19 protein-coding genes are annotated in these 20,858 nt (G+C 33.2%); 10 read left to right on the forward strand and 9 right to left on the reverse strand.

Going from position 1 to position 20,858, the window contains the following annotated elements:
• Positions 1 to 2: 2 nt before the first annotated feature.
• The gene (locus RM51_RS02600) at positions 3 to 1,313 is read right to left on the reverse strand and encodes a TolC family protein (protein ID WP_039364812.1); all 1,311 of its coding nucleotides are present in this window, start codon (positions 1,311 to 1,313) and stop codon (positions 3 to 5) included.
• Between the two features lie 230 nt (positions 1,314 to 1,543).
• Here RM51_RS02600 and RM51_RS02605 point away from each other — a divergent pair, with 230 nt between their 5' ends.
• From RM51_RS02605 to RM51_RS02640, 8 genes are all read left to right on the forward strand, one after another.
• Positions 1,544 to 3,247: a DEAD/DEAH box helicase gene (locus RM51_RS02605; protein ID WP_039364886.1), complete on the forward strand. Its 1,704-nt coding sequence runs from the start codon at positions 1,544 to 1,546 to the stop codon at positions 3,245 to 3,247.
• A 150-nt stretch (positions 3,248 to 3,397) separates the two neighbouring features.
• A complete protein-coding gene (locus RM51_RS02610) occupies positions 3,398 to 4,036 on the forward strand; it encodes a DUF47 domain-containing protein (RefSeq protein WP_039364813.1) in 639 nt (212 codons plus the stop codon).
• Positions 4,037 to 4,056: 20 nt separating this feature from the next.
• On the forward strand, positions 4,057 to 5,199 hold the full coding sequence (locus tag RM51_RS02615; protein ID WP_039364815.1) for an inorganic phosphate transporter: 1,143 nt from the start codon (positions 4,057 to 4,059) through the stop codon (positions 5,197 to 5,199).
• A gap of 102 nt (positions 5,200 to 5,301) precedes the next feature.
• Positions 5,302 to 6,273, forward strand: a complete 972-nt coding sequence (locus RM51_RS02620; protein ID WP_039364817.1) for a polyprenyl synthetase family protein — start codon at positions 5,302 to 5,304, stop codon at positions 6,271 to 6,273.
• 94 nt (positions 6,274 to 6,367) lie between these two features.
• On the forward strand, positions 6,368 to 7,327 hold the full coding sequence (locus RM51_RS02625) for a GSCFA domain-containing protein (protein WP_039364819.1): 960 nt from the start codon (positions 6,368 to 6,370) through the stop codon (positions 7,325 to 7,327).
• Positions 7,320 to 7,847, forward strand: a complete 528-nt coding sequence (locus RM51_RS02630; protein WP_039364821.1) for a DUF4269 domain-containing protein — start codon at positions 7,320 to 7,322, stop codon at positions 7,845 to 7,847. Before RM51_RS02625 ends, RM51_RS02630 begins: the two co-directional genes overlap by 8 nt.
• A 5-nt stretch (positions 7,848 to 7,852) precedes the next feature.
• Positions 7,853 to 8,617, forward strand: a complete 765-nt coding sequence (locus tag RM51_RS02635) for a TatD family hydrolase (RefSeq protein ID WP_039364823.1) — start codon at positions 7,853 to 7,855, stop codon at positions 8,615 to 8,617.
• 265 nt (positions 8,618 to 8,882) lie between these two features.
• Positions 8,883 to 9,785: a hypothetical protein gene (locus RM51_RS02640; RefSeq protein ID WP_165584978.1), complete on the forward strand. Its 903-nt coding sequence runs from the start codon at positions 8,883 to 8,885 to the stop codon at positions 9,783 to 9,785.
• A gap of 42 nt (positions 9,786 to 9,827) precedes the next feature.
• Here the strand turns inward: RM51_RS02640 and RM51_RS02645 are convergent, their stop codons facing one another.
• A complete protein-coding gene (locus RM51_RS02645; RefSeq protein ID WP_039364888.1) occupies positions 9,828 to 11,138 on the reverse strand; it encodes a DEAD/DEAH box helicase in 1,311 nt (436 codons plus the stop codon).
• Between the two features lie 85 nt (positions 11,139 to 11,223).
• Positions 11,224 to 11,715, reverse strand: coding sequence for a DUF6438 domain-containing protein (locus tag RM51_RS02650; RefSeq protein ID WP_039364827.1), 492 nt, complete (start codon positions 11,713 to 11,715; stop codon positions 11,224 to 11,226).
• A 348-nt stretch (positions 11,716 to 12,063) separates the two neighbouring features.
• Between RM51_RS02650 and RM51_RS02655 the strand changes: the two genes are divergently transcribed.
• Complete coding sequence (locus RM51_RS02655; protein WP_039364828.1) at positions 12,064 to 13,566, forward strand: T9SS type A sorting domain-containing protein; 1,503 nt, start codon at positions 12,064 to 12,066, stop codon at positions 13,564 to 13,566.
• 77 nt (positions 13,567 to 13,643) lie between these two features.
• On the opposite strand, the gene obgE is transcribed toward RM51_RS02655, so the two are convergent.
• From obgE to RM51_RS02670, 3 genes are all read right to left on the reverse strand, one after another.
• Positions 13,644 to 14,627 (reverse strand): GTPase ObgE, encoded by a 984-nt coding sequence (gene obgE, locus RM51_RS02660; RefSeq protein WP_039364829.1) that lies wholly within the window; start codon positions 14,625 to 14,627, stop codon positions 13,644 to 13,646.
• 80 nt (positions 14,628 to 14,707) lie between these two features.
• Positions 14,708 to 15,286: an adenylate kinase gene (locus RM51_RS02665; protein ID WP_039364831.1), complete on the reverse strand. Its 579-nt coding sequence runs from the start codon at positions 15,284 to 15,286 to the stop codon at positions 14,708 to 14,710.
• 122 nt (positions 15,287 to 15,408) lie between these two features.
• Positions 15,409 to 15,963 (reverse strand): phosphoribosyltransferase, encoded by a 555-nt coding sequence (locus RM51_RS02670; RefSeq protein ID WP_039364833.1) that lies wholly within the window; start codon positions 15,961 to 15,963, stop codon positions 15,409 to 15,411.
• A gap of 668 nt (positions 15,964 to 16,631) precedes the next feature.
• On the opposite strand from RM51_RS02670, the gene RM51_RS02675 reads away from it, so the two are divergent.
• The gene (locus RM51_RS02675; RefSeq protein WP_039364835.1) at positions 16,632 to 18,221 is read left to right on the forward strand and encodes an ABC-F family ATP-binding cassette domain-containing protein; all 1,590 of its coding nucleotides are present in this window, start codon (positions 16,632 to 16,634) and stop codon (positions 18,219 to 18,221) included.
• A 79-nt stretch (positions 18,222 to 18,300) separates the two neighbouring features.
• Here RM51_RS02675 and RM51_RS02680 read toward each other — a convergent pair whose 3' ends face one another.
• The 3 genes from RM51_RS02680 to RM51_RS02695 all read right to left on the reverse strand — a co-directional run bounded on the left by RM51_RS02680 (position 18,301) and on the right by RM51_RS02695 (position 20,763).
• Positions 18,301 to 19,263 (reverse strand): alpha/beta fold hydrolase, encoded by a 963-nt coding sequence (locus RM51_RS02680; RefSeq protein ID WP_039364837.1) that lies wholly within the window; start codon positions 19,261 to 19,263, stop codon positions 18,301 to 18,303.
• Positions 19,264 to 19,505: 242 nt separating this feature from the next.
• Positions 19,506 to 19,991, reverse strand: a complete 486-nt coding sequence (locus RM51_RS02690; protein WP_039364841.1) for a type II toxin-antitoxin system VapC family toxin — start codon at positions 19,989 to 19,991, stop codon at positions 19,506 to 19,508.
• Positions 19,981 to 20,763: a hypothetical protein gene (locus RM51_RS02695; RefSeq protein WP_039364842.1), complete on the reverse strand. Its 783-nt coding sequence runs from the start codon at positions 20,761 to 20,763 to the stop codon at positions 19,981 to 19,983. The genes RM51_RS02690 and RM51_RS02695 overlap by 11 nt, the downstream gene beginning before the upstream one ends.
• Positions 20,764 to 20,858 lie beyond the last annotated feature (95 nt).

The raw sequence follows: 20,858 nt of genomic DNA on the forward strand, positions 1-20,858 counted from the left end.
GTTTATTTGATATTTATGGGGTTTCCTGCATAGAATTCGTAGATCTGTTTATTGAGAACTGCTGAATATTTTACCTGCAGATAATTCTGTATAGATTGAATGTAAGTCAGTCGTTGCTGTTGAAGCTGTACATAATCAATGCTTCCGATTTTCATTTGAGCATTTACGATGTCATAGCTTTGTTTGTTGAGGTTCATCTGCTTGGAAGCAGATTCGTATTGAGAAAGAGAATTTTGAAGATTAATATAAGATTGCTCAATTTGTTGATTGAGGACGGTCTTAGTATTTAATAAATCCAGATTGGCCTGTTCAATTTCAATTTTTGATTTTTCAACAGAGGTTTTATAGATTCTGTTGTTGTAAATCGGAATTCCTAAGCTTAATCCAACCGGTAAATAGAAATTGTTTCCTAACTGACTAAAATAATTTCCGCTGTTATAAGAATAATTGGTTGAAATATTTCCTGTTACACTTAAAGTAGGAAGAATAGAAGCCTGAGCCATTTTCAGATTGGTATTGGAGTTCTCAATATTCAATTCTCCATACTTTACTTCCGGACGTTGGTTTTGCGCCTGATTCTGAACTTCGGATAAGGATTTTAAATTTTCATCAACACTAATGCTTTCTGGTTTTACGATTTGAAAATCATAAGTAGTGGGAAGCTGTAAAATCTGTTTCAGATTAACAATATTGGTTCTTAAACTATTTTGGGCGGCAATTAAATTATATTCATCTTGTGCAACCTGTGCCTGTATCTGTAAATAATTCAATTTGGAAATATTTCCTGCTTTATAAAACTGATCTCCCTGTTTAAGCTGAGTTTTTGTTGTGGTTAAGATTTCCTGAAGAGCAATAATATTTTCTTCAGTCATTAAAATGTTGAGGTAGGCTTGAGTAATGCTTAGTGTGATATTATTCTGTGCTTCCTGAACGGAAAGATCTGCCATTTGAACGAGCAGGTTTTTTGAAGATTCATTATTTCTGATATAACCGGCATGGTATAAAGTCATGGATGAATTGGCTCCGATGCTTTGAGATTGTGCACCATTTACATGAAGCCCATCATTTCCGTTTACGGCAAACAAACCCTGAGAAACACTTCCGCTAAGATTAGGATATTTTGCTTCTTTAGCCTGAAGAAGATCCTGTTCTGCTGAATTTTTTGAAAGCTTTAAAGAATTAATAGAAATATTATTCTCTTTTGCGTATTCAATGCAGTTTTCAAGTGTCCAGCTAGGTGGATAGTTATTAGTTTGTGCGAATATTCCGAGCGTTTTGAGGAGAAGGATCAAAAAGAAAAATTTGCATGTCATAGCTTATTTTTTTTGAAGATTCATAGATAACACAGAAAAATCAATTCGAATTTAATAAAAAAAAATGATGTTTGACAGGTTTTTAACACAGGGTCTGTTTTTTTGCGGTAAATTTTCTAAAAAATAAAAAAATGTTAAAGGATTCTGAATTTAAGTTTACTTATTTAACACTTTGTTCAAAAACAAGTCAAAAATTTATTGTATCTTTGCAAAAATTTTATAAATATTTAATGAATTTATTTACGGAAACCAATTTAAGTCCTGACATTCTTAAGGCAATTGGCGAACTGGGCTACGAAAGCCCGACAGAAATCCAAAAACAGACTATCCCTTTTATTCTTTCAGATATTCGCGACTTGATCGCACTTGCGCAGACGGGGACAGGCAAAACAGCAGCATTTTCGCTTCCGATTTTGGATATGATTGACGATACGAGTCGCAAAATCCAATTATTGGTGCTTTGTCCGACACGAGAATTATGTCTTCAGATTACAAAAGACATAAAGAATTATTCTAAATATATGAAAGACATCAAAACTACTGCGGTTTATGGTGGAAGTAGTATTATGGAACAGATCAGATCTTTGAAGGATAAGCCACAAATCATTGTAGGAACTCCGGGAAGAGTGATCGACTTAATTAACAGAAAAGCATTAGATTTTTCTGCAATTCATTGGTTGGTTTTAGACGAAGCTGATGAAATGCTTTCAATGGGTTTCAAAGACGAATTGGAAACAATTTTGAGCGAAACTCCTGAAACAAAACAAACTTTCTTATTCTCGGCGACGATGAGCAAAGAAGTAGAGAGAATTTCTAAAAATTATTTGACAAAACCTCACAGAATTTCTGTTGGTTCTATTAACGAAGTTAAGAAGAACATCAAGCACGAATATTATGTAGCTGGTTACCGTCAGAAAAAAGAAGCTCTTAAAAGATTAATTGATTCAAACCCGAATCAGTATTCAATTATCTTCTGTAGAACAAGAATGGAAACCCAGGAAGTTGCTGATTTCTTAATGCAGAACGGATATGCAGCAGATGCACTTCATGGTGACCTTTCTCAGGCGCAGAGAGATACGGTAATGAAGAAGTTCAGATTGAAGAATATCGATATCTTGGTAGCAACAGATGTTGCAGCTAGAGGTTTGGATGTGAATTCACTGACTCACGTTATTCATTACTCTTTACCTGATGATCCGGAAGTATTCGTTCACAGAAGTGGTAGAACGGGTAGAGCAGGAAAAGACGGGGTTTCAATTACTTTAATTAAGCCTGAAGAAAGCAGAAAACTAAAACAAATAAAATCAGTTACCAAAATTGAGATCAATGAAGCTAAAATTCCTACGGGAGAAGAAGTGATCAAAGCTCAGGTTGGTGGCGTTTTTGAAAGTCTTTTTGAAGTACACGAAGATTTCTTTGAATTTGATGATGCTTTAATCCCTGATTTATCGGCATTCACAAAAGAAGAATTGGTTCACAAGTTACTTCAGTTCCAGTTGAAAGATCTTGCTCTTTATTACAAAGACAGACATGATCTTATTGAGCAGAAGCTGAACAACAGAGACGATGACAGAGGATCTAGAAGAGACCGTGACAGAGACAGAGGAAGAGACCGCGACAGAGGAGATAGAAATGACAGAGGAAGAGACCGTGGTGAACGTGGAGGGAAGCCAAGAAGAAGAGATGAAAACATGGTAAGATTCTTCTTCAATTTGGGTAAAAAAGATCAATTGAAGAAATTGGATGTGTTGGATATCATCAACAAAGCAACATCGAACGGAAAAAGCAAAAAAAGAGCTGAAATCGGAGATATTGAAATTTTAGAGAAATTCTCTTTCTTTGAAGTTGAAAAATCGTTCAAAGGAGATCTTTTGAATAATATTTCGAGCATGAAATTTAGAGGTAAAGATATGAGAGCTGAAGAAGCTAACTAATCACCTAAAAATAATATAGGAACCGGCTACAAGCCGGTTTTTTTATTTGATAATTATATGTTAACCCAATGTTAACAAAACTTAATGTTATACTCTTTCAGGTAAGGCGGTTTTTTAAGAAATTTGCACACGAATTATAAAAACTTAAAAATGGGAATTGGTAATATTTTCCACGCTTTTCAACCAAAAGATAAAATCTTCTTTGTGCTTTTCGAAAAAGTAACAGAAAACCTTGTAGCAATGTCTGAGGAATTCAACCACGGAATCAAAGACTTCGATCTTAACGACGATTCTATGTTGAAAAAGATGAGCGATTATGAACACAAAAATGATGAGCTTACTCACGAGATCTTCGTAGAATTGGGGAAAAACTTCATTACGCCATTCGATAGAGAAGACATCCACACGTTAGCAACAGGATTAGACGATATCGCAGATTATATCTACGCTTCTACAAAATATATTTTCCTTTACAAGTCGCCGGAAATGAAGGCGTATTCAGATTTCTCTTTACTGATCCACAAAGCATGTCTTGAAATTCAGAATGCGATGAAAAACCTTAAAGGGTTCAAAAATATGGAGCAGGTAAAAGAAGCTTGTATCAAAGTAAACTCTATTGAAAACATTGCTGATGATTTGTTGTCAAATTCTATGGTAGAATTGTTCGAAACAAACGATGCAATCAATATTATCAAAGTTTCATCTGTACTTAATTATCTTGAAATCGTAACTGATAAAGCAGAAGATGTTGCCAACACGATTGAGAACATCATGATTAAATACGCTTAATTAATAATTATAATTAAACAATGGAATTTCCGATTTTACTTATAGTTATTATTGCGTTGGCTTTAATCTTCGATTACATCAATGGTTTTCATGATGCTGCCAATTCAATTGCGACTATTGTTTCTACAAAAGTTTTAACTCCCTTCCAGGCTGTACTTTGGGCAGCACTTTGGAACTTTGCGGCTTTCTTTATCGCTGCTTATATCATTGGAGAATTTAAGATTGGTAATACAATTGCCAAAACAGTTAATGAGAATTTTATCACCCTTGAAGTTATCTTTTCAGGTCTTGTTGCGGCAATCGCCTGGAACCTTTTAACTTGGTGGTTTGGTATTCCTTCTTCATCTTCACATACATTAATTGGTGGTTTCCTTGGAGCAGCTTTAATGCATGCTTTTATGATGGATTATCATGCTGTTGCGGCTGCACAACCAGATTTAGGAATGTGGGATACTATTAAAGAAGCTTTTAGTCAGGTTACGCATCAGAGTGTTGTGAAATTTGATAAAGTAATCCCTATTTTCTTATTCATTTTCATGGCGCCGATTATCGGGATGATTATTTCGATCATTATTACTTTAATTATCGTTCACCTTTATAAAAGATCAAACCCACATAAAGCAGATAAATCTTTCAAGAGATTACAGTTGGCATCTTCAGCGTTGTTCAGCTTAGGACACGGATTAAATGATGCTCAGAAAGTAATGGGTATTATTGGGGCAGCAGTGATTTATTATCACGTAAATATGCTTCAGGATGCTCAATATTTAAATATTGCTTCTGCTGACCGTTTCGATTATTTTGCTTCTCATTATATCTGGGTTCCGTTGGTTTCGTTCATCGCGATTGCTTTAGGAACAATGAGTGGTGGTTGGAAGATCATCAAAACAATGGGTACTAAAATTACGAAAGTAACTTCTCTAGAAGGAGTAAGTGCTGAAACTGCAGGTGCCATTACGTTATTCATTACAGATCACTTTGGTATTCCTGTTTCTACAACACATACGATTACAGGATCTATCATCGGGGTAGGATTAACGAAAAGAATTTCTGCTGTAAGATGGGGAATTACGGTAAGCTTACTTTGGGCTTGGGTGTTAACCATTCCAATCTCGGCAATTGTTGCCGGAATTACTTATCTGGTGGTAACATGTTTATCTTAGATTAAAGATTTAAAAATATAATTAAACTTTGCTCATTTGGGCAAAGTTTTTTGTTTTATAAAGCCCTGAAAAATCGTATTTTTGTTCAAACTATTAGAATTTATGGAATTTTTAGACAGATACCAACAGCTTGTTGCTGATGCTATTCAAAAGTATACTTTCAAAGATAAGCCTGCAGAATTATATGACCCGATGAACTACATCATTTCACATGGTGGAAAACGTCTTCGTCCGATTATGGTATTAATGGCGTGTGATCTATTTGGAGGTGATTTGAAAGAAGCAATTAAGCCTGCTTTGGCAATCGAGTTTTTCCATAACTTCACGCTGATTCATGATGATATTATGGATGAAGCTCCTTTGAGAAGAAATAAACCTACCATTCATACGTTGCATGGAATTAATACGGGAATTCTTTCAGGAGACGGATTGATGTTGAAGGCATATAAGTTTTTCGAAGACCTTGAACCTGAAATTTTCAAAGCTTGTGTCAGAATCTTTACCCACACTGGTTTACTTTTATGCGAAGGTCAGCAATATGACATCAATTTTGAAACTCAGGAGAATGTAACTTTTGATGATTACATCAGAATGATTACTTATAAAACAGGAGTTTTAAGTGCTTCTTCATTCGAAATCGGAGCCATGATCGCAAAAGCTAATTTTAAAGATGCTAAAGCGATTTTCAATTTCGGAAAACACATAGGAATCGCATTCCAGATCATGGATGATTATTTGGATGTATTCGGAGATCAGGCGCAGTTTGGTAAAAAACATGCCGGAGATATTTACGAAAATAAAAAGACGGTTCTTTATCTAATGGCGAGAGAACACGCAACAGAAGAAGAAAGAAAGGAGCTTGATTACTGGTATTCTAAAAAGACCGATAATATTGATAAAGTATACGGAGTAGAAAAGATTTTCAGAAGAACAAAAGTGGACGAAAAAGCATTGCGTTTGATTGAAAAGCATAACGAAATCGGACAAAGCTATCTTCAGAAAATCGATATTCCGGAAGAAAAGAAAAAGCCGTTTGCTGAACTGGCAAATTATTTATTGAGAAGAGAATCATAATTTGATAATTAGTCAATTTGAAAATTTGAAAATGAAAAGAGTAGACGTTTTTAATTTTCAAATTGGCACATTCTCAAATTTTCAAATGTAGTGAATGAAATTCAGGACAGAAGTTGATATTAAAGAATCGAAGAAGAAGATCGAGGTTGAAGATAAAATATTTTCAATAGGTTCCTGTTTTGCTTCCGAAATGTCAGATTTGCTTGCTCAAGGTCAATTACAGACGATCAACAATCCATTTGGAACTATTTTTAACCCCTTTTCGATTAATTACGCCATCAAAAGATTACATGATGCCGGATTTTATGAAGAAGAGGAATTAATTACTTTTAACGACGAATTTATCTCTTTAGATCATCATACAAGTTTCGATAAGAGATATATTCATCAGACACTGAATAAAATCAATAATAAAATTGAAGAAGGAAATTCTTTTCTTCAGAATTCCAACTGGATTATCATCACGTACGGAACCTCATTTATTTATGAGTTTCTTCCGAAACAAAAACTGGTAGCCAATTGCCATAAAATTCCGCAAAAATTCTTTGAAAAAAGATTACTTACCCATCAGGAAATTACGGATTCTATTCACCATACCGTTTTAAATTTAAATGATATCTGTAAAGATGATGTTCAGATTTTGTTTACCGTTTCTCCGGTTCGTCATACCAAAGATGGAATGGTTGAAAATCAGTTGAGTAAATCAAAATTGATCTCGGCAATTCACGAAATAATTCCGCAATTTGATAACTGTCATTATCTTCCTGTTTATGAAATTTTAATGGATGATCTTCGTGATTACCGTTTTTATAAAGAAGATATGATTCATCCTAACAATCAGGCGGTTAATTATATTTTTGAAAAATTCGGCGGAGCTTATTTCTCTGAAAAAGCGAAACACTTTATCAAAGAAAATTTTAAGATTTGTAAAGCGTTGGAGCACAGAACAGATGACGAAAAAGATCCTAAATATATTGAGTTTAAAGAAAAATTAAACCAGAGAATTGAAATCCAAAGAGAAAAAGTGAAACATCAAATCTTTCCCAATGATTGATTTCACCGCCATCGATTATTTAAAAGAAGGAAATGAGAGACAAAAAAGAGCTTATGAAGTTCTTTTAAAGTATAAAATATTCGAAAAGTTAAGTAATTATTCACCACTTTTAGCCGGAACAATTCCTATTGAAATTGATATTGAAGGAAGTGATTTGGATATTATTTGTGAAGTCGATTTAAGGTTTGAAGAGGATTTTCTTGAAGAAATGACTTTTAATAAATTAATTCCCAACGAAATTGATGTAAAGGTTGAGACTCCTATTATTAAGGGAGAAAAATGTATTATTTTGAATTTTATATTAGAAGAATTTCCCATCGAAATTTTCGGACAAAATAAACCGACCATTGAGCAAAATGCTTACCGTCATATGATTGCTGAACACAAAATAATACAGGAGAAAGGAGAAGAATTTAGACAAAAAATAATAGAATTAAAGAAAAAAGGAATCAAAACGGAACCCGCTTTCGGAATGTTGATGGGGCTTGAAAATCCTTATGAAGATCTATTAAAATTTTAAAAACAATGATTGATACACATACACATTTATACGCAGAAGAATTTGATGAAGACAGAAAAGAAGCCATTCAGAGAGCTATAGATAAAGGAATTACTGAATTTTATCTTCCTGCAATAGATTCTGAATCGCATGAAAAAATGCTTCAGTTGGAAGCGGAATATCCTAACAAGATTTTTTCCATGATGGGATTACATCCTTGTTATGTAAAACCGGAATCTTGGGAAAAAGAACTTGAGATTGTAAAAAATTATCTTGATCAGAGAGCTTTTCCAGCCATCGGAGAGATTGGAATCGACTTGTATTGGGATAAAACGACTTTGGATATTCAGGTAAAAGCTTTTGAACAGCAAATTGACTGGGCCATCGAAATGGATTTGCCGATTGTTATTCATACCAGAGAAAGTTTTGATGAGACTTTTGAGGTATTGGAAAGAAAAAAGCATCCAAAATTGAGAGGGATTTTCCATTGTTTCTCAGGGAATCTGGAACAGGCAAAACATGCTATTGATCTAAACTTTATTTTAGGAATTGGTGGAGTCGTAACATTTAAGAATGGCAAAATTGATCAATTTTTGAGTGAAATTCCTTTAAATAAAATTGTTCTGGAAACAGATTCTCCGTACTTAGCACCGGTTCCGCACCGAGGAAAGAGAAATGAAAGTTCATATCTTGATCTGGTTGCCGGAAAATTAGTGGATATTTATAAAGTAGATTTTTCTGAGATTGACAGGATTACTACCGAGAACGCGAAAAAATTATTCAATAAATAGAAAGTGAATGATTAATAAAGTATTTGATTTTTTTGAAAAAGAAACGACAATGAAATATATAATGTTCTTTATATATTTTATTATTAATGCTTTATTTTTGATTAAATATGGAATAAGACAGGATAAAGTTCCTGTGTTAATTTTAATAGTACTGTTTTGTGTTTTTCACCTTCTAATTTTTGAAGGCTATAATTTCTTTATTAAAAGGTTCAAAATAACTAAACGAATTATTTATTTATTCATTCTTTTTAGTGGGATTTTTTATGTGGTACTATCACATTTGGTTAAAGATCCTTTTCAGCTAAAGATTGATAGATGGCAGACGATAGAGTATTCCTTAGATTATTGGCTGCATGGGAAATATATTTATGCTACTAAAAATTTCATGGGAAATATTCCTTCGTATTTGCCCGGACAGCTTCTGTTATTAGTCGTTTTTAAGTTTTTAGGAAATGTGGGATATATGCAGGCTGCAAGTTTGGTGTTATTCAGTTTTGCTATCATTAAAGAATTCAAAAATAATAATAATATCCGGTTTTTTGGAATTTTGCTGTTAGTAGCTTCTTTATCATTTATTTATGAAGCTGTCTGCAAAAGTGATTTTATTTCTTCATTTATTATTACTTCAGCTGTTATCATATTTTGGCATAGGAAGTTTGAGGGAGATTATTTTAAAAAACCTATTTTATTAGGAGTGATCTTAGGTATCATATGCCTTACAAGAAGTGTTGTTGTTATTCCCCTAATATTATTTTTATTTAAACCTTTTCTCGATACCAATTGGGAGAATAAGATCAAATTTTCTGTCACTTTTTTAATAGTTGCGGGAGCTTTGCTACTATCTGTTCTTTTACCGGCTGAAGATTTTGAGTATATATTGCAGTATAATCCACTGCAGATGCAAGGTCAGTCAAATACTTTTGTCGTATTGTTTTTCCTTGTTTTAACAGTCATTTTTTCTTTGTATGTAAAGAATATTCAACAGATTTTTTATTTATCGACCATTATTATTTTCTGTTTAATGGGAGCTCATCTTATTGAACAGGGAATCCGAGGAAGCAGTTACAATTTTTTTAATATTACCTATTTAGCAGCTGCATTGCCATTTTGTATTATCAGCTCATGTTTTCTTTTAGATAGGAAAGCAAAAATTGAATCAGAAATTTAATTATATACATAAAAAAGCCTTCCAATTTGGAAGGCTTTTTATTTATTTCTTTCTGGTGAAATTCTTATTCTTAGGCTTTTTAAATCCTACTGAAGCAGTCGGAGAGCTTGGTTTCTTCTTGTTTTTATTAGGTCTTGAAGAAGAATTGTTAGAATTTTGTGGTCTTCCACTTCCTGCTGCAACCGGTTTATTATTCGAATCTCTCTTCTGGGCAACCAAATTATCTGTATGGAATGGGTGATCCTTTACAATCGGGATTTTCATTCCAATCAATTTTTCAGTATTTTTTAGATTTAGTAAATCCAAACCATCTACAAACGAAATAGAAGTTCCTTCTGCACCCGCTCTTCCTGTTCTTCCGATTCTGTGAACATAGGTCTCGGAAACGTCAGAAAGCTCGAAATTCACTACATATTTCAGTTCGTCAATATCAATTCCTCTTGCAGCAATATCGGTTGCAATCAAGACTCTGGTTTTTCCGGACTTGAAATTATTTAAAGCATTTTGACGGGCATTTTGAGACTTATTTCCATGAATAGCTTCAGTCGTAATATTGTCACCTTGAAGTTTTCTCGCGATTTTATCTGCACCATGTTTAGTTCTTGCAAAAACCAGCACAGAATCGGAAATATCGTTCTTTAAAATGTGTGTTAAAAGATTTAATTTGTTCTCTTTTTCAACAAAGTAAACAGATTGTTTGATCGTTTCTGCTGTTGAAGAAACTGGTGTAACTTCCACTTTTACAGGATTGTTCAAGATAGAATCTGCCAACTTCTGAATTTCAGAAGGCATGGTTGCAGAGAAAAATAAAGTCTGTCTTCTTGGTGGCAAAAGTTTAATAATTCTCTTTACATCATGTACAAAACCCATATCAAGCATTCTGTCAGCTTCGTCTAAAACGAAAATTTCAAGATTTTTTAAGCTGATGATTCCCTGAGCGATAAAATCTAATAATCTTCCCGGAGTGGCTACTAAAATATCAACGCCTTTTCTCAAGGCTGCTTCCTGATTTCCTTGTTTTACCCCTCCGAAAATCACCAAATGCTTCAATGGAAGATGTTTTCCGTACGCTTTGATATTTTCCTCGATTTGGATTGCCAATTCTCTTGTGGGAGTAAGAATTAACGCTTTTATACTTTTATTATTTCGTAAATCTTTTTTGGTTAAATTTTGTAAAATTGGAATAGAAAAAGCCGCTGTTTTTCCTGTTCCCGTTTGTGCGCATCCCAAAAAATCTCTCCCCTTCAATATTTCAGGAATTGATCTTTCCTGAATCGGAGTAGGGTTGGTATATCCTTGTTCCTCAATTGCTTTTGCAATAGGTTCTATTAAATTTAGATCTGTAAAATTCAAATGAATTATTTTTAGTTTAAATAAAAATTCCTTCAAAATGAAGGAATTATATTTTGCAAAGGTAGCTTAAATATTTTTAAGTGGGTTATTTCACTTTTGTCCATTGTTGGTTGTGTCTCAGATCTTCAAAAAACTTGTACACTTCAATGAGTTTTTCAGTTCCTTTCTTCCCATAGTCTTCTACTTGTTTAGAAGCTCCATCTGCGAAATTTACTCTAAGGTATGAAGTTGCCATATCAGTTACATTTCTGTTTCCATATTTATCATCAAGATTTTTTACATCTAAATTGTCAAGTAATACTGTGAGTTTTTTATAATCCTCTTCTTTGATAGTCGCTTTAAAAGTTCCTTCTCTTGGTTTTGAAAACTCAGCTTTTGAAAACTCTTTAGAAAAATTAAAATGTTCCGCTTCCAACACTGCTGTTCGATCAGGGTTTATGGTGATTTTAAATATAGGACAAGATCCAAAACATGCACCTGCTTCATATTCTATAGTTGAATATTTTGAAGTGTTTTTTTGAGCTGTGCATGAGAACAAAAGTAATGCTGCAGTGAGAAAGGTGAATAAATATTTCATAGTTTAAAATTTAAAAAGTTTTCTTTCAAGAATTGTTCCAAAAAATTAAATGAGAGAAATTGTTTTTAATTTATTAATAAATAATCAATTCTTCATTATGTGAAATAATTATGTAATAAATAGTAAAAATTATGTAATTATAATAATACGACTAAAGCTATTTTTGAGGCAATCAAATTAACAGTATTTTATGAAAGAAACCATTACTTCATTGGAGGCATTCTGCTGTTCCAATACAAACCTTCATTCCTTCCGGAATTTCTCTGTCTTCTCAGATGTATATGTAAATGCTCAATGTGAGTTTAATTAGAAAAAACTTAATAATCAGTAATTAAAAATGAAAAATTTATGAACACAAAAAATATTTTTTTATTCCTTTTTTTAAACTTAGGAACAAGTCTGCTTTTTGCTCAAGGAGAAAACGATAATTGGTATTTTGGAAATAAAGCGGCAGTCAACTTTTCGAATTCTACGCCTGCAGCTATAACTAACAGTGCTATGGAAACTATGGAAGCTTGTGGTTCTGTAAGTGATAGCAATGGAAATCTACTTTTTTATATGAGTCCTGAAAGTATCTGGAACAGGGATAATCAGATAATGACTAATGGAAATCTGGTTTCCTATATGGATACGGCTCAACAACTTGCGATTGTGAAAAATCCAGCAAATGATAACCAGTATTATGTATTTACAACTGGAGTAGGTGGTATTGTAACATCTACTTATCGAATCAATTATTCAATTGTTGATATGAGTCTGGGGAATATTGGGACTAATGGAAACCCTCTTGGAGAAGTATTATACCGATTTAAGCAAATTCCTGTGTTGGATGATGCAGGTAATCTGTTTACTTCTGAAGCGATAACTATTGTTCCTAATACAGATGGAGTTTCATATTGGGTATTAATTCCGAATGATAAAAGGTTATTTGCTTATCGTCTTGATGCTAATGGCTTTGATAATGGAAATCCTGTGATCAGTAATCTTAATCTCCCGATAAGTGGTAATCATTATGCTATAAAAGCCTCTCCAAAAGTTTATTATAGTAATTATACCCATTATATATGTATTTCTCCATGGGCAGATACTTATGCCGGCTTCACTTTGCCGGATAATTATTTTACCAACCAGGTATATTCTTTTAACGCTGCAACAGGTGAGATTGCTCCAGATTTTTATCTGGAAGCAAATGCATTAAGAACCTATTCGGCTGAGTTTAATAGAGATGCTTCTGTACTTTTTTTAGGAGCTCATGACCTTTATGCTGTTGATTTAAATAATTCATTTGGTACATCAGTTAATTATATGATGGTCTATGATAATCCTCAGCCTTATTCTTCAGGTACGGGTATGGCTATCCAGAGAAATGCAAAAGATGATATTTATTTCAGCAAGAATTTTCAATTGTATTTAGCTCAGATACTAAAGCCAGATGTATTTGGACCGGGTATTGGATATGATCTGAATGCAATATATTTAGGCGGTACAGGAAATACTGAATCAGGATTACCTCAGTTAATTCCGTCATTAGATTTAGAAGGTCACAGAACGATGCTTAAACAGTCAAATCCTAATCAAAAAAGAATGGTTTTAATGTTGGATCAAGAGGAAAGAAAACAAAGATTACAGATGAAAAATATAGACATCTATCCTAATCCTGTTTCTGATCTTCTTACAATTAAAACTGATTTGAAAGTAGAAAATGTAAATGTTAATGATATTTCAGGGAAAAATATGAATGTAACTCTTCGTGATAATAAAGTAGATGTAAGAAATCTTCCTGCAGGATCTTATATCATTACTATTGAAACAAAAGAAGGAAGAACCACTAAGAAATTTATTAAAAAATAAATTCACTTTAAATTTTAGAGTAAAAAAGGAGAAACATACTGTTTCTCCTTTTGTATTTTATTTAAGTATCTGGTTTTCTATCCATGCAATTGTTTCCAGATCGCATCCTTTAATTCCACAAGACCTTCACCTGTAACTCCTGAGAAAAACAAAGGCTGTTTATTTTCAGGGAATTCGGCAGAGATTTCTTTTTTCAGTTCATCATCCAAAAGATCGGCCTTTGAAACAGAAACGATAAAATCTTTATCCAATAATTCAGGATTATATTCTTTCAGCTCGTTTTCCAAAATTTTAAACTCCTGGAAATGATCTTCAGAATCCGCAGGAATTAAAAATAATAGAATTGAATTTCTTTCAATATGTCTTAAGAATCTGTGTCCTAAACCTTTACCTTCTGCGGCGCCTTCAATAATTCCCGGAATATCTGCCATTACAAAAGATTTATAATTTCTGTAATCAACGATTCCTAGGTTTGGAGTTAAAGTGGTAAATGCGTAATTGGCAATTTTTGGTTTTGCAGCAGAAACAGACGCTAATAAAGTAGATTTTCCAGCATTAGGGAAACCAACAAGACCTACATCAGCTAAAATTTTAAGTTCGAAAACGACATAACCTTCCTGTCCGTCCATTCCCGGTTGTGCAAATCTAGGCGTTTGGTTGGTAGAAGATTTGAAATACTCATTTCCTTTTCCACCCATTCCTCCTTCCATCAGGATGATTTCCTGACCATCTTCCATAATTTCACCGATGATTTCACCGTCTTCATTTTTAGCGATAGTCCCGATGGGAACTTCGATGTAAACATCTGCTCCGTAAGCTCCTGTTAATTGGTTTTTACCTCCGTTTTCACCACGTTCAGCTTTTACGTGACGGGTATAACGAAGGGGCAGTAAAGTCCATTCATTGCCATTTCCTTTCATAATGATGTGTCCTCCACGACCTCCGTCTCCACCATCGGGACCACCTTTAGGAATATACTTTTCACGGCGAAGATGCGCAGAACCTGCACCTCCATGACCGCTTTTACAATGAATCTTTACGTAATCTACAAAATTTGACATTTCTTATAATTATGAGTTATGAGTTATGAATTATGAGTATGAATTTTAAAAACTTATAACTCATCACCCATAACTTTTAACTATTTTACTTTTTCTACTTCAGCGAAAAGCTTTTCAGAGATTTCGTTGATGTCTCCAACACCGTTGATCTCTACATACTTACCTTGTTGTTTGTAAAGCTCGGCTACTTCAGCTGTTTTTGCGTAGTATTCTTTTATTCTGTTTTCAATGATTTCTACATTGCTGTCATCAGATCTTCCGCTGATTTCTCCTCTTTTTAATAGTCTTTCAACCAAAATAGTATCTTCCACTACCAAAGAAAGACAAACGTCTATCTCATCATTTAATTCCTCTTTTACGATTTTTTCCAAAGCCTCTGTCTGAACAGCAGTTCTTGGATATCCGTCGAAAATAAATCCTGCAGCATCGGTCGGTTTTCTGATTTCGTCAATCAGCATATCTGTTGTTACCTGATCCGGAACCAATTCTCCTTTATCGATGTAAGATTTTGCTAGTTTCCCAAGTTCAGTATCATTTTTCATGTTGAATCTGAAAAGATCACCTGTTGAGATTTGCTTTAAATTGAATTTCTCGATTAAGTTTTGAGCTTGAGTTCCTTTTCCACTTCCTGGAGGGCCGAACAGAACAATGTTTATCATAATGTTGTTTCGCTTAGGCAATCAGCATTTGAGTTTGCTTTCAGCTTTTTTAAGTTATTATTAAATGTATTTCTTTATTTTACTTTTTAAGCTAAAAGCTATCAGCTAATAGCCAACAGCGTTTAATGGTTGATTTGTCCGTCTTCTAATTGGTATAAATTCGATAAGTTTCTACCTAATTCATCGTAATCCAATCCGTAGCCTAAAACAAATTTGTTTGGAATCTCTTTTCCAATATAATCCAGTTTGAAATCTTTCTTATACACTTCCGGTTTCAATAGGAAAGAAGCTAGTTTTACAGATTTCGGACGCTGAGTTTCCTTAAAATATTTGAAAAGACTTTCAACAGTATTTCCAGTGTCTACAATATCTTCTACAAGAATAATATGACGGTCTTTTACGTCTTTCGTTAATTCCATTTTCTGGTAAACAATTCCTGTAGACTCAGTTCCTACATAAGAACTCATTTGGATGAAAGCAATTTCACATTCTCCCGGATAATGTTTCAAAAGGTCTGAAAAGAACATGATTACTCCGTTCAAAACCCCAATAAAAACAGGAACTTCATCCTTATAATCTTCATAAATTTTTAAAGCCGTAGCTTTTACAATCTCCTGAATCTCGGCATCCTTCAAATAAGGAACAAAAGTTTTGTCGTGAACTTTAATACTCTCCATAAAAATTTTTAGTAGGCTGCAAAGTTACGGATTTTTGATGAAAATATTTTATTGGATTTAAGACTTTGATAATCTGTGTTGTTGTTTAAATATGAATCTCCATAAATATTTTCAAAATATCTCTATAACTGTCGTCCTCTGTGTTATTCTTGCCGATGCGTAGCGAAAAATCTATTCTAAAATATTCTTTGGAATAATTTTATGAGATTGTTTCGTCACTTCGTTCCTCGCAATGACAACGTTGCTAAAATTCCCATCCTTTGGAGGGGTGGCGAAAATTTCAAAGAAATTTTTGACGGGGTGGTTTTATTTTCAATTTTTTTATATCACAACTTTCATGGAGTTTATCATTCCGTAGGAATCTAAACACAGATTTATAATAATTATGTTTCTAATAATAAGTCGAGATTCCCACGGAATGACAAACTTTGCAATGATCTCAAACTTTGAAAAGAATTACTAAAATCCTAGCCCCGATTGTAGAGAAAATCCTTTTTGAAAAAAAGATTGTAACGGAAAGCGGGAAAAAGCTTCAAAAAATAAATTTCCCTATCTTTGCAATTCACAAAACCCAAAATATCAGGATGTAGGATACAATTTCTTTCAGATTTTATAAACAATAACAACCAAAGTTATTGCAGTTTTAATTTTAATTACAGAAAGAAATTATGTTTTTTTTACACAATATATCCTTTGGGTTTCCAGCGGGAAATCTGCTATTTAATTCTATCAACTTAACGATACAAACTCACTCAAAATCGGCTTTGGTCGGAAGTAACGGCATGGGAAAATCTACCTTACTGAAAATCATGACGAATGAAATTGAACCTTTGGAAGGTAATATTAATATTCAAGGTGATTTGTTTTATGTTCCACAGATGTTTGGCAATTTTAATGATTTAACGATTGCCGAATGTTTGAAAATTGATAAAAAACTAGAATCTCTTCAAAAAATTACGAGTGGGGAAGTGGATGAAATTTATTTTGAAACATTGAATGACGATTGGGACATCGAAGAACGTTGTCAACAGGCGTTACAATACTGGAAACTCGAAAATTTAGATTTAAACCAAAAATTAAAAAGTCTGAGTGGCGGACAAAAAACAAAAGTTTTTCTTGCAGGAATTCAAATCAACCAGCCTGAAATTATTTTACTGGACGAACCGACGAATCATCTCGATCCGGAAGGTAGAAATCTCTTGTATGATTTTATTGAAAAAACGATTTCAACCGTTGTGATTGTCAGTCATGATCGTACTTTGCTGAATTTGGTCGATACAATTTTTGAACTGAGTAATCAGGGAATTTCAGCGTATGGAGGAAATTATGACTTTTATGCCGAGCAAAAAGAGATTGAAAATGAATCTTTGCAAAACGATATTCATTCTAAAGAACGGGCGCTGAAAAAAGCGAAAGAAAAGGAACGAGAAACGATCGAACGAAAGCAAAAACTCGATGCGCGAGGAAAAGGTAAGCAGGAAAAATCGGGTGTCGCGAGAATTATGATGAATACATTACGGAATAATGCCGAGAAAAATTCTTCAAAATTAAAGTCTGTTCATGCTGAGAAAATCAATGATATTTCCGGTGATTTGCGGGATTTGCGTTCGTCGGTAAGACATGCGGATCAGATGAAAGTGAATTTTAATGATTCGAATTTACATTCGGGGAAAATTTTGATTTCGGCGGAGGAAATTAATTTTAAGTATGATGAAGAAAATCTTTGGAAAGAAAACTTCAATCTTGAAATCCGAAGTGGTGACAGAATTTCGATTAAAGGTTCAAATGGTTCAGGAAAAACAACTTTAATAAAGCTGTTGTTAGGAGATTTACAGCCTTCTGTCGGAACAATTTCGAGGTCGGATTTTCAGCCGATTTATATTGATCAGGAATATTCTTTGATTGATAAACAGGCAACGATTTATGATTTTGCTCAACAATTCAACGACAATGCATTACAGGAATCTGAAGTGAAAACCTTATTGTCAAGATTTTTATTCGGAAAGGAAACCTGGGACAAAAAATGCGATGTTCTGAGTGGTGGAGAACGATTGCGATTGCTACTGTGCGGACTTTCAATCAGCAATAAAGCTCCCCATATGATGATACTCGATGAACCGACGAATAATTTAGACCTTCAAAATGTGGAAATTCTCACGAATTCTATTAAGGATTATCATGGAACTTTGGTGGTGATTTCGCATGATGAAGTGTTTTTGGAGGAGATTAAGATAGATCGGGAAGTAAAACTAGTTTAGAGGATGGTGCTTATATTCAAAAGGAAAGTAAGAACGGCCTTTAAGAGCCTAAAATTATCATAATAAAGATCCTGGATGATTATATCTGGGATTTTGTTTTATTTTCTAAAAAGATGTTTCTTTTTAAAATCCAGCCATAAATTTCATTCAGGACTTCTTCTCGTATTTTCTCATTTAAAATCTCATGACGCATTTCGGGATAGATTTTTACCTCTACATTTTGAAAACCATCAGCTTTTAAATTGTTGACAGTATGCATCACTCCTTTACCAAAATCACCAATTGGATCATTCTGTCCGCTTATGAATAAAAAAGGAAATGACTTAGCAATAGAAGAAGCCCAGTTTCTTGCGGTAGCTTTTTTATAAATGGTAAATAAAGTATAAAAAGCATTATTGGTGAAAGGAATTCCGCAAAGCTCATCCTGTTCAAAAGCTTTTTTGTTTTCAGGATTGATACTTAGCCAACTGGTTTTACTGAAATCTTTATCCTTTTTAAAATGTCGGTTATTGACACTTGTAAAAACAGAATTTAAAAAAGTACGATGACGGGGTGAGATAGCATTAGCCAATGATAAATAGGCTATCAAAATATTTATTCCAGATAAAGGTCCGCCAGTTCCTGTAATGATTGCTCCTGAAAATTTGTTACTTGCCTTTTGAAGAAGACAGCGGGTGATAAAGGATCCCATAGAATGTCCCAAGATAAAATGCGGAACATCCGGAAACTGCTCTGCAAGATGATTAGCCATCATTTCTGAATCTGCAATAAGTCTTTCATCAGGTTTTTCAAGTTGGAAAAAACCCATATCCTTTTTCTCTTTTATCGATTTTCCATGTCCTAAATGATCATATGTCAATACAGCAATCCCATGAGCTGCAAAATATTCTGCAATCTCTGCATATCTTTCGCTGTGTTCCTGCATGCCGTGAACAATAAGCAGAGTTGCTTTTGTCGTTTCAGGAGAAAACAGAGTGTAAAAAAGCTTTGACTCATTGTTTATTTTTGATGAGAGGTAGGCTGTGGTTTGGGATACTGACATTAAGAGCTTATTTAGATGCTAATCAAAGATATGGAATACTATATAATTATATTTGATAAACCAGCGAACAATTTACACCTCCAAAATGTGGAAATTCTGACGAATTCTATTAAGGAGTATCATGGAACTTTGGTGGTGATTTCGCATGATGGGGTGTTTTTGGAGGAGATTGAGGTTGTGCGAACGGTCGGGTTATAATCATTATACTTTTAGGTTTTGTTCAAGCAAAACTTAAAAGTATTTTATAAATCTAAATAACCAAAATATTCATTTGGTGGAATATTTAAATCTATAAAATTAAAATTAGGCTTTTGTCCTTCATCTTGAAGAAGGTTGTAAATTTTAATACTTTCAGTATCTGAAGATAAATAATAAACGATGTTTGTTTCTACATCAGCTTGAGAAAATAATTTTGAGTCATTTGGAATTATATTTCTTTCAGCAAGTTTCAATTTTCCTTTTCTTGTGAAAACTATTTTAGCAATTTCTCCTGTTTTAGTAGCATGATTCAAATTAAATGGAAGAATAGCTAAATTTCTTAAAGGTAGTTCTGATATTGATCCTCCAACACAATATTCAGCAATTGAAATTGTTGAAATATACATTTTAACGTCATTGCTTAGAAAGTATTTATAATATTCTAAAGCATTTTTAAATAATGGATCAGCATCATTTAAAAATCTAATAAAGAAACTTGTATCTAGTAAAACTCCATTATTAACTTTCATAGCTTCCTCTTATTTGTCTTAACCATTCATCTGGATTAATATTCGAAAGCCAAGATTGTTTTGCCTTATCTCTTAATTTTTTCAAATAATTCTCATCAAAAATGGGATTATAATCAATTAACTCAATGAATTCTAAATTTGTAAAGTCAATTTCTCCGTTTTCGGAATGTTGGTTTCCTTTAGCTCTAATGCCTAAAGATTTATATAGGATATTTTCTTCTTGTTTTTCTAGGAATGAAATTGGAGTTTGAATTCTGACTGTTCCATACTCATCAGTCAATAAATGAATATTAGCTTTATCTTTACCTCCTGCATTTGTTATTTTTCCATAAAAATAAAATTCAGCTTCAGCCCAAATTGCTTCAGTTCTTTTAAAATCAGAAAATTTGTCAATCCGAATGTTGTTAGAATTTTCAAGTGATGTAGTAATGTCAAGTGCAAAATCCTTTTTTGTTGCTAAATCTTGAAGGCTTTCAATAGCTTTAGCTGTTGCTAAATCTAAATAGTCAATTGTATTAGTTTGGGAAATTAAGCCTAATACAGCATTAAAGCTATATATATATTGTATTCCGGTTTTAAAAATATTTCTAACGGAACCTTCTTTAATATCATAAGAAATTAGGGGTCTATTTTTTTTATCTCCAGAATATAATAAATTGTCAACATTGTTTAAAATAGAAACTATTTCCTTGATATCAAAGTTATCAGGGTTTATATCTACGTTTCCAATTTTTCCAGAAACCTTTATTTCTATTTGGCCATGTTTTTCCACAAAACAAAAGTAAACAAAATTTTATTTCAAAAAATTATACGACATGACTTTATTATTTTATAATTAATTACTTTAATTCCTCAACCACATGATTT

This window comes from Chryseobacterium taiwanense, from assembly GCF_000813825.1.
GTDB classification, from domain to species: Bacteria; Bacteroidota; Bacteroidia; order Flavobacteriales; family Weeksellaceae; genus Chryseobacterium; species Chryseobacterium taiwanense.

Excerpts from the sequence above, each read along its gene's own strand:
- RM51_RS02690 (WP_039364841.1), bottom strand. The coding sequence starts at position 19,991 with ATGAAAGTTAATAATGGAGTTTTACTAGATACAAGTTTCTTTATTAGA.
- RM51_RS02625 (WP_039364819.1), top strand. The coding sequence starts at position 6,368 with ATGAAATTCAGGACAGAAGTTGATATTAAAGAATCGAAGAAGAAGATC.
- RM51_RS02605 (WP_039364886.1), top strand. The coding sequence starts at position 1,544 with ATGAATTTATTTACGGAAACCAATTTAAGTCCTGACATTCTTAAGGCA.
- RM51_RS02620 (WP_039364817.1), top strand. The coding sequence starts at position 5,302 with ATGGAATTTTTAGACAGATACCAACAGCTTGTTGCTGATGCTATTCAA.
- RM51_RS02630 (WP_039364821.1), top strand. The coding sequence starts at position 7,320 with ATGATTGATTTCACCGCCATCGATTATTTAAAAGAAGGAAATGAGAGA.
- RM51_RS02680 (WP_039364837.1), bottom strand. The coding sequence starts at position 19,263 with ATGTCAGTATCCCAAACCACAGCCTACCTCTCATCAAAAATAAACAAT.
- RM51_RS02670 (WP_039364833.1), bottom strand. The coding sequence starts at position 15,963 with ATGGAGAGTATTAAAGTTCACGACAAAACTTTTGTTCCTTATTTGAAG.
- RM51_RS02610 (WP_039364813.1), top strand. The coding sequence starts at position 3,398 with ATGGGAATTGGTAATATTTTCCACGCTTTTCAACCAAAAGATAAAATC.
- obgE (WP_039364829.1), bottom strand. The coding sequence starts at position 14,627 with ATGTCAAATTTTGTAGATTACGTAAAGATTCATTGTAAAAGCGGTCAT.
- RM51_RS02655 (WP_039364828.1), top strand. The coding sequence starts at position 12,064 with ATGAACACAAAAAATATTTTTTTATTCCTTTTTTTAAACTTAGGAACA.
- RM51_RS02635 (WP_039364823.1), top strand. The coding sequence starts at position 7,853 with ATGATTGATACACATACACATTTATACGCAGAAGAATTTGATGAAGAC.
- RM51_RS02600 (WP_039364812.1), bottom strand. The coding sequence starts at position 1,313 with ATGACATGCAAATTTTTCTTTTTGATCCTTCTCCTCAAAACGCTCGGA.
- RM51_RS02665 (WP_039364831.1), bottom strand. The coding sequence starts at position 15,286 with ATGATAAACATTGTTCTGTTCGGCCCTCCAGGAAGTGGAAAAGGAACT.
- RM51_RS02615 (WP_039364815.1), top strand. The coding sequence starts at position 4,057 with ATGGAATTTCCGATTTTACTTATAGTTATTATTGCGTTGGCTTTAATC.
- RM51_RS02650 (WP_039364827.1), bottom strand. The coding sequence starts at position 11,715 with ATGAAATATTTATTCACCTTTCTCACTGCAGCATTACTTTTGTTCTCA.
- RM51_RS02675 (WP_039364835.1), top strand. The coding sequence starts at position 16,632 with ATGTTTTTTTTACACAATATATCCTTTGGGTTTCCAGCGGGAAATCTG.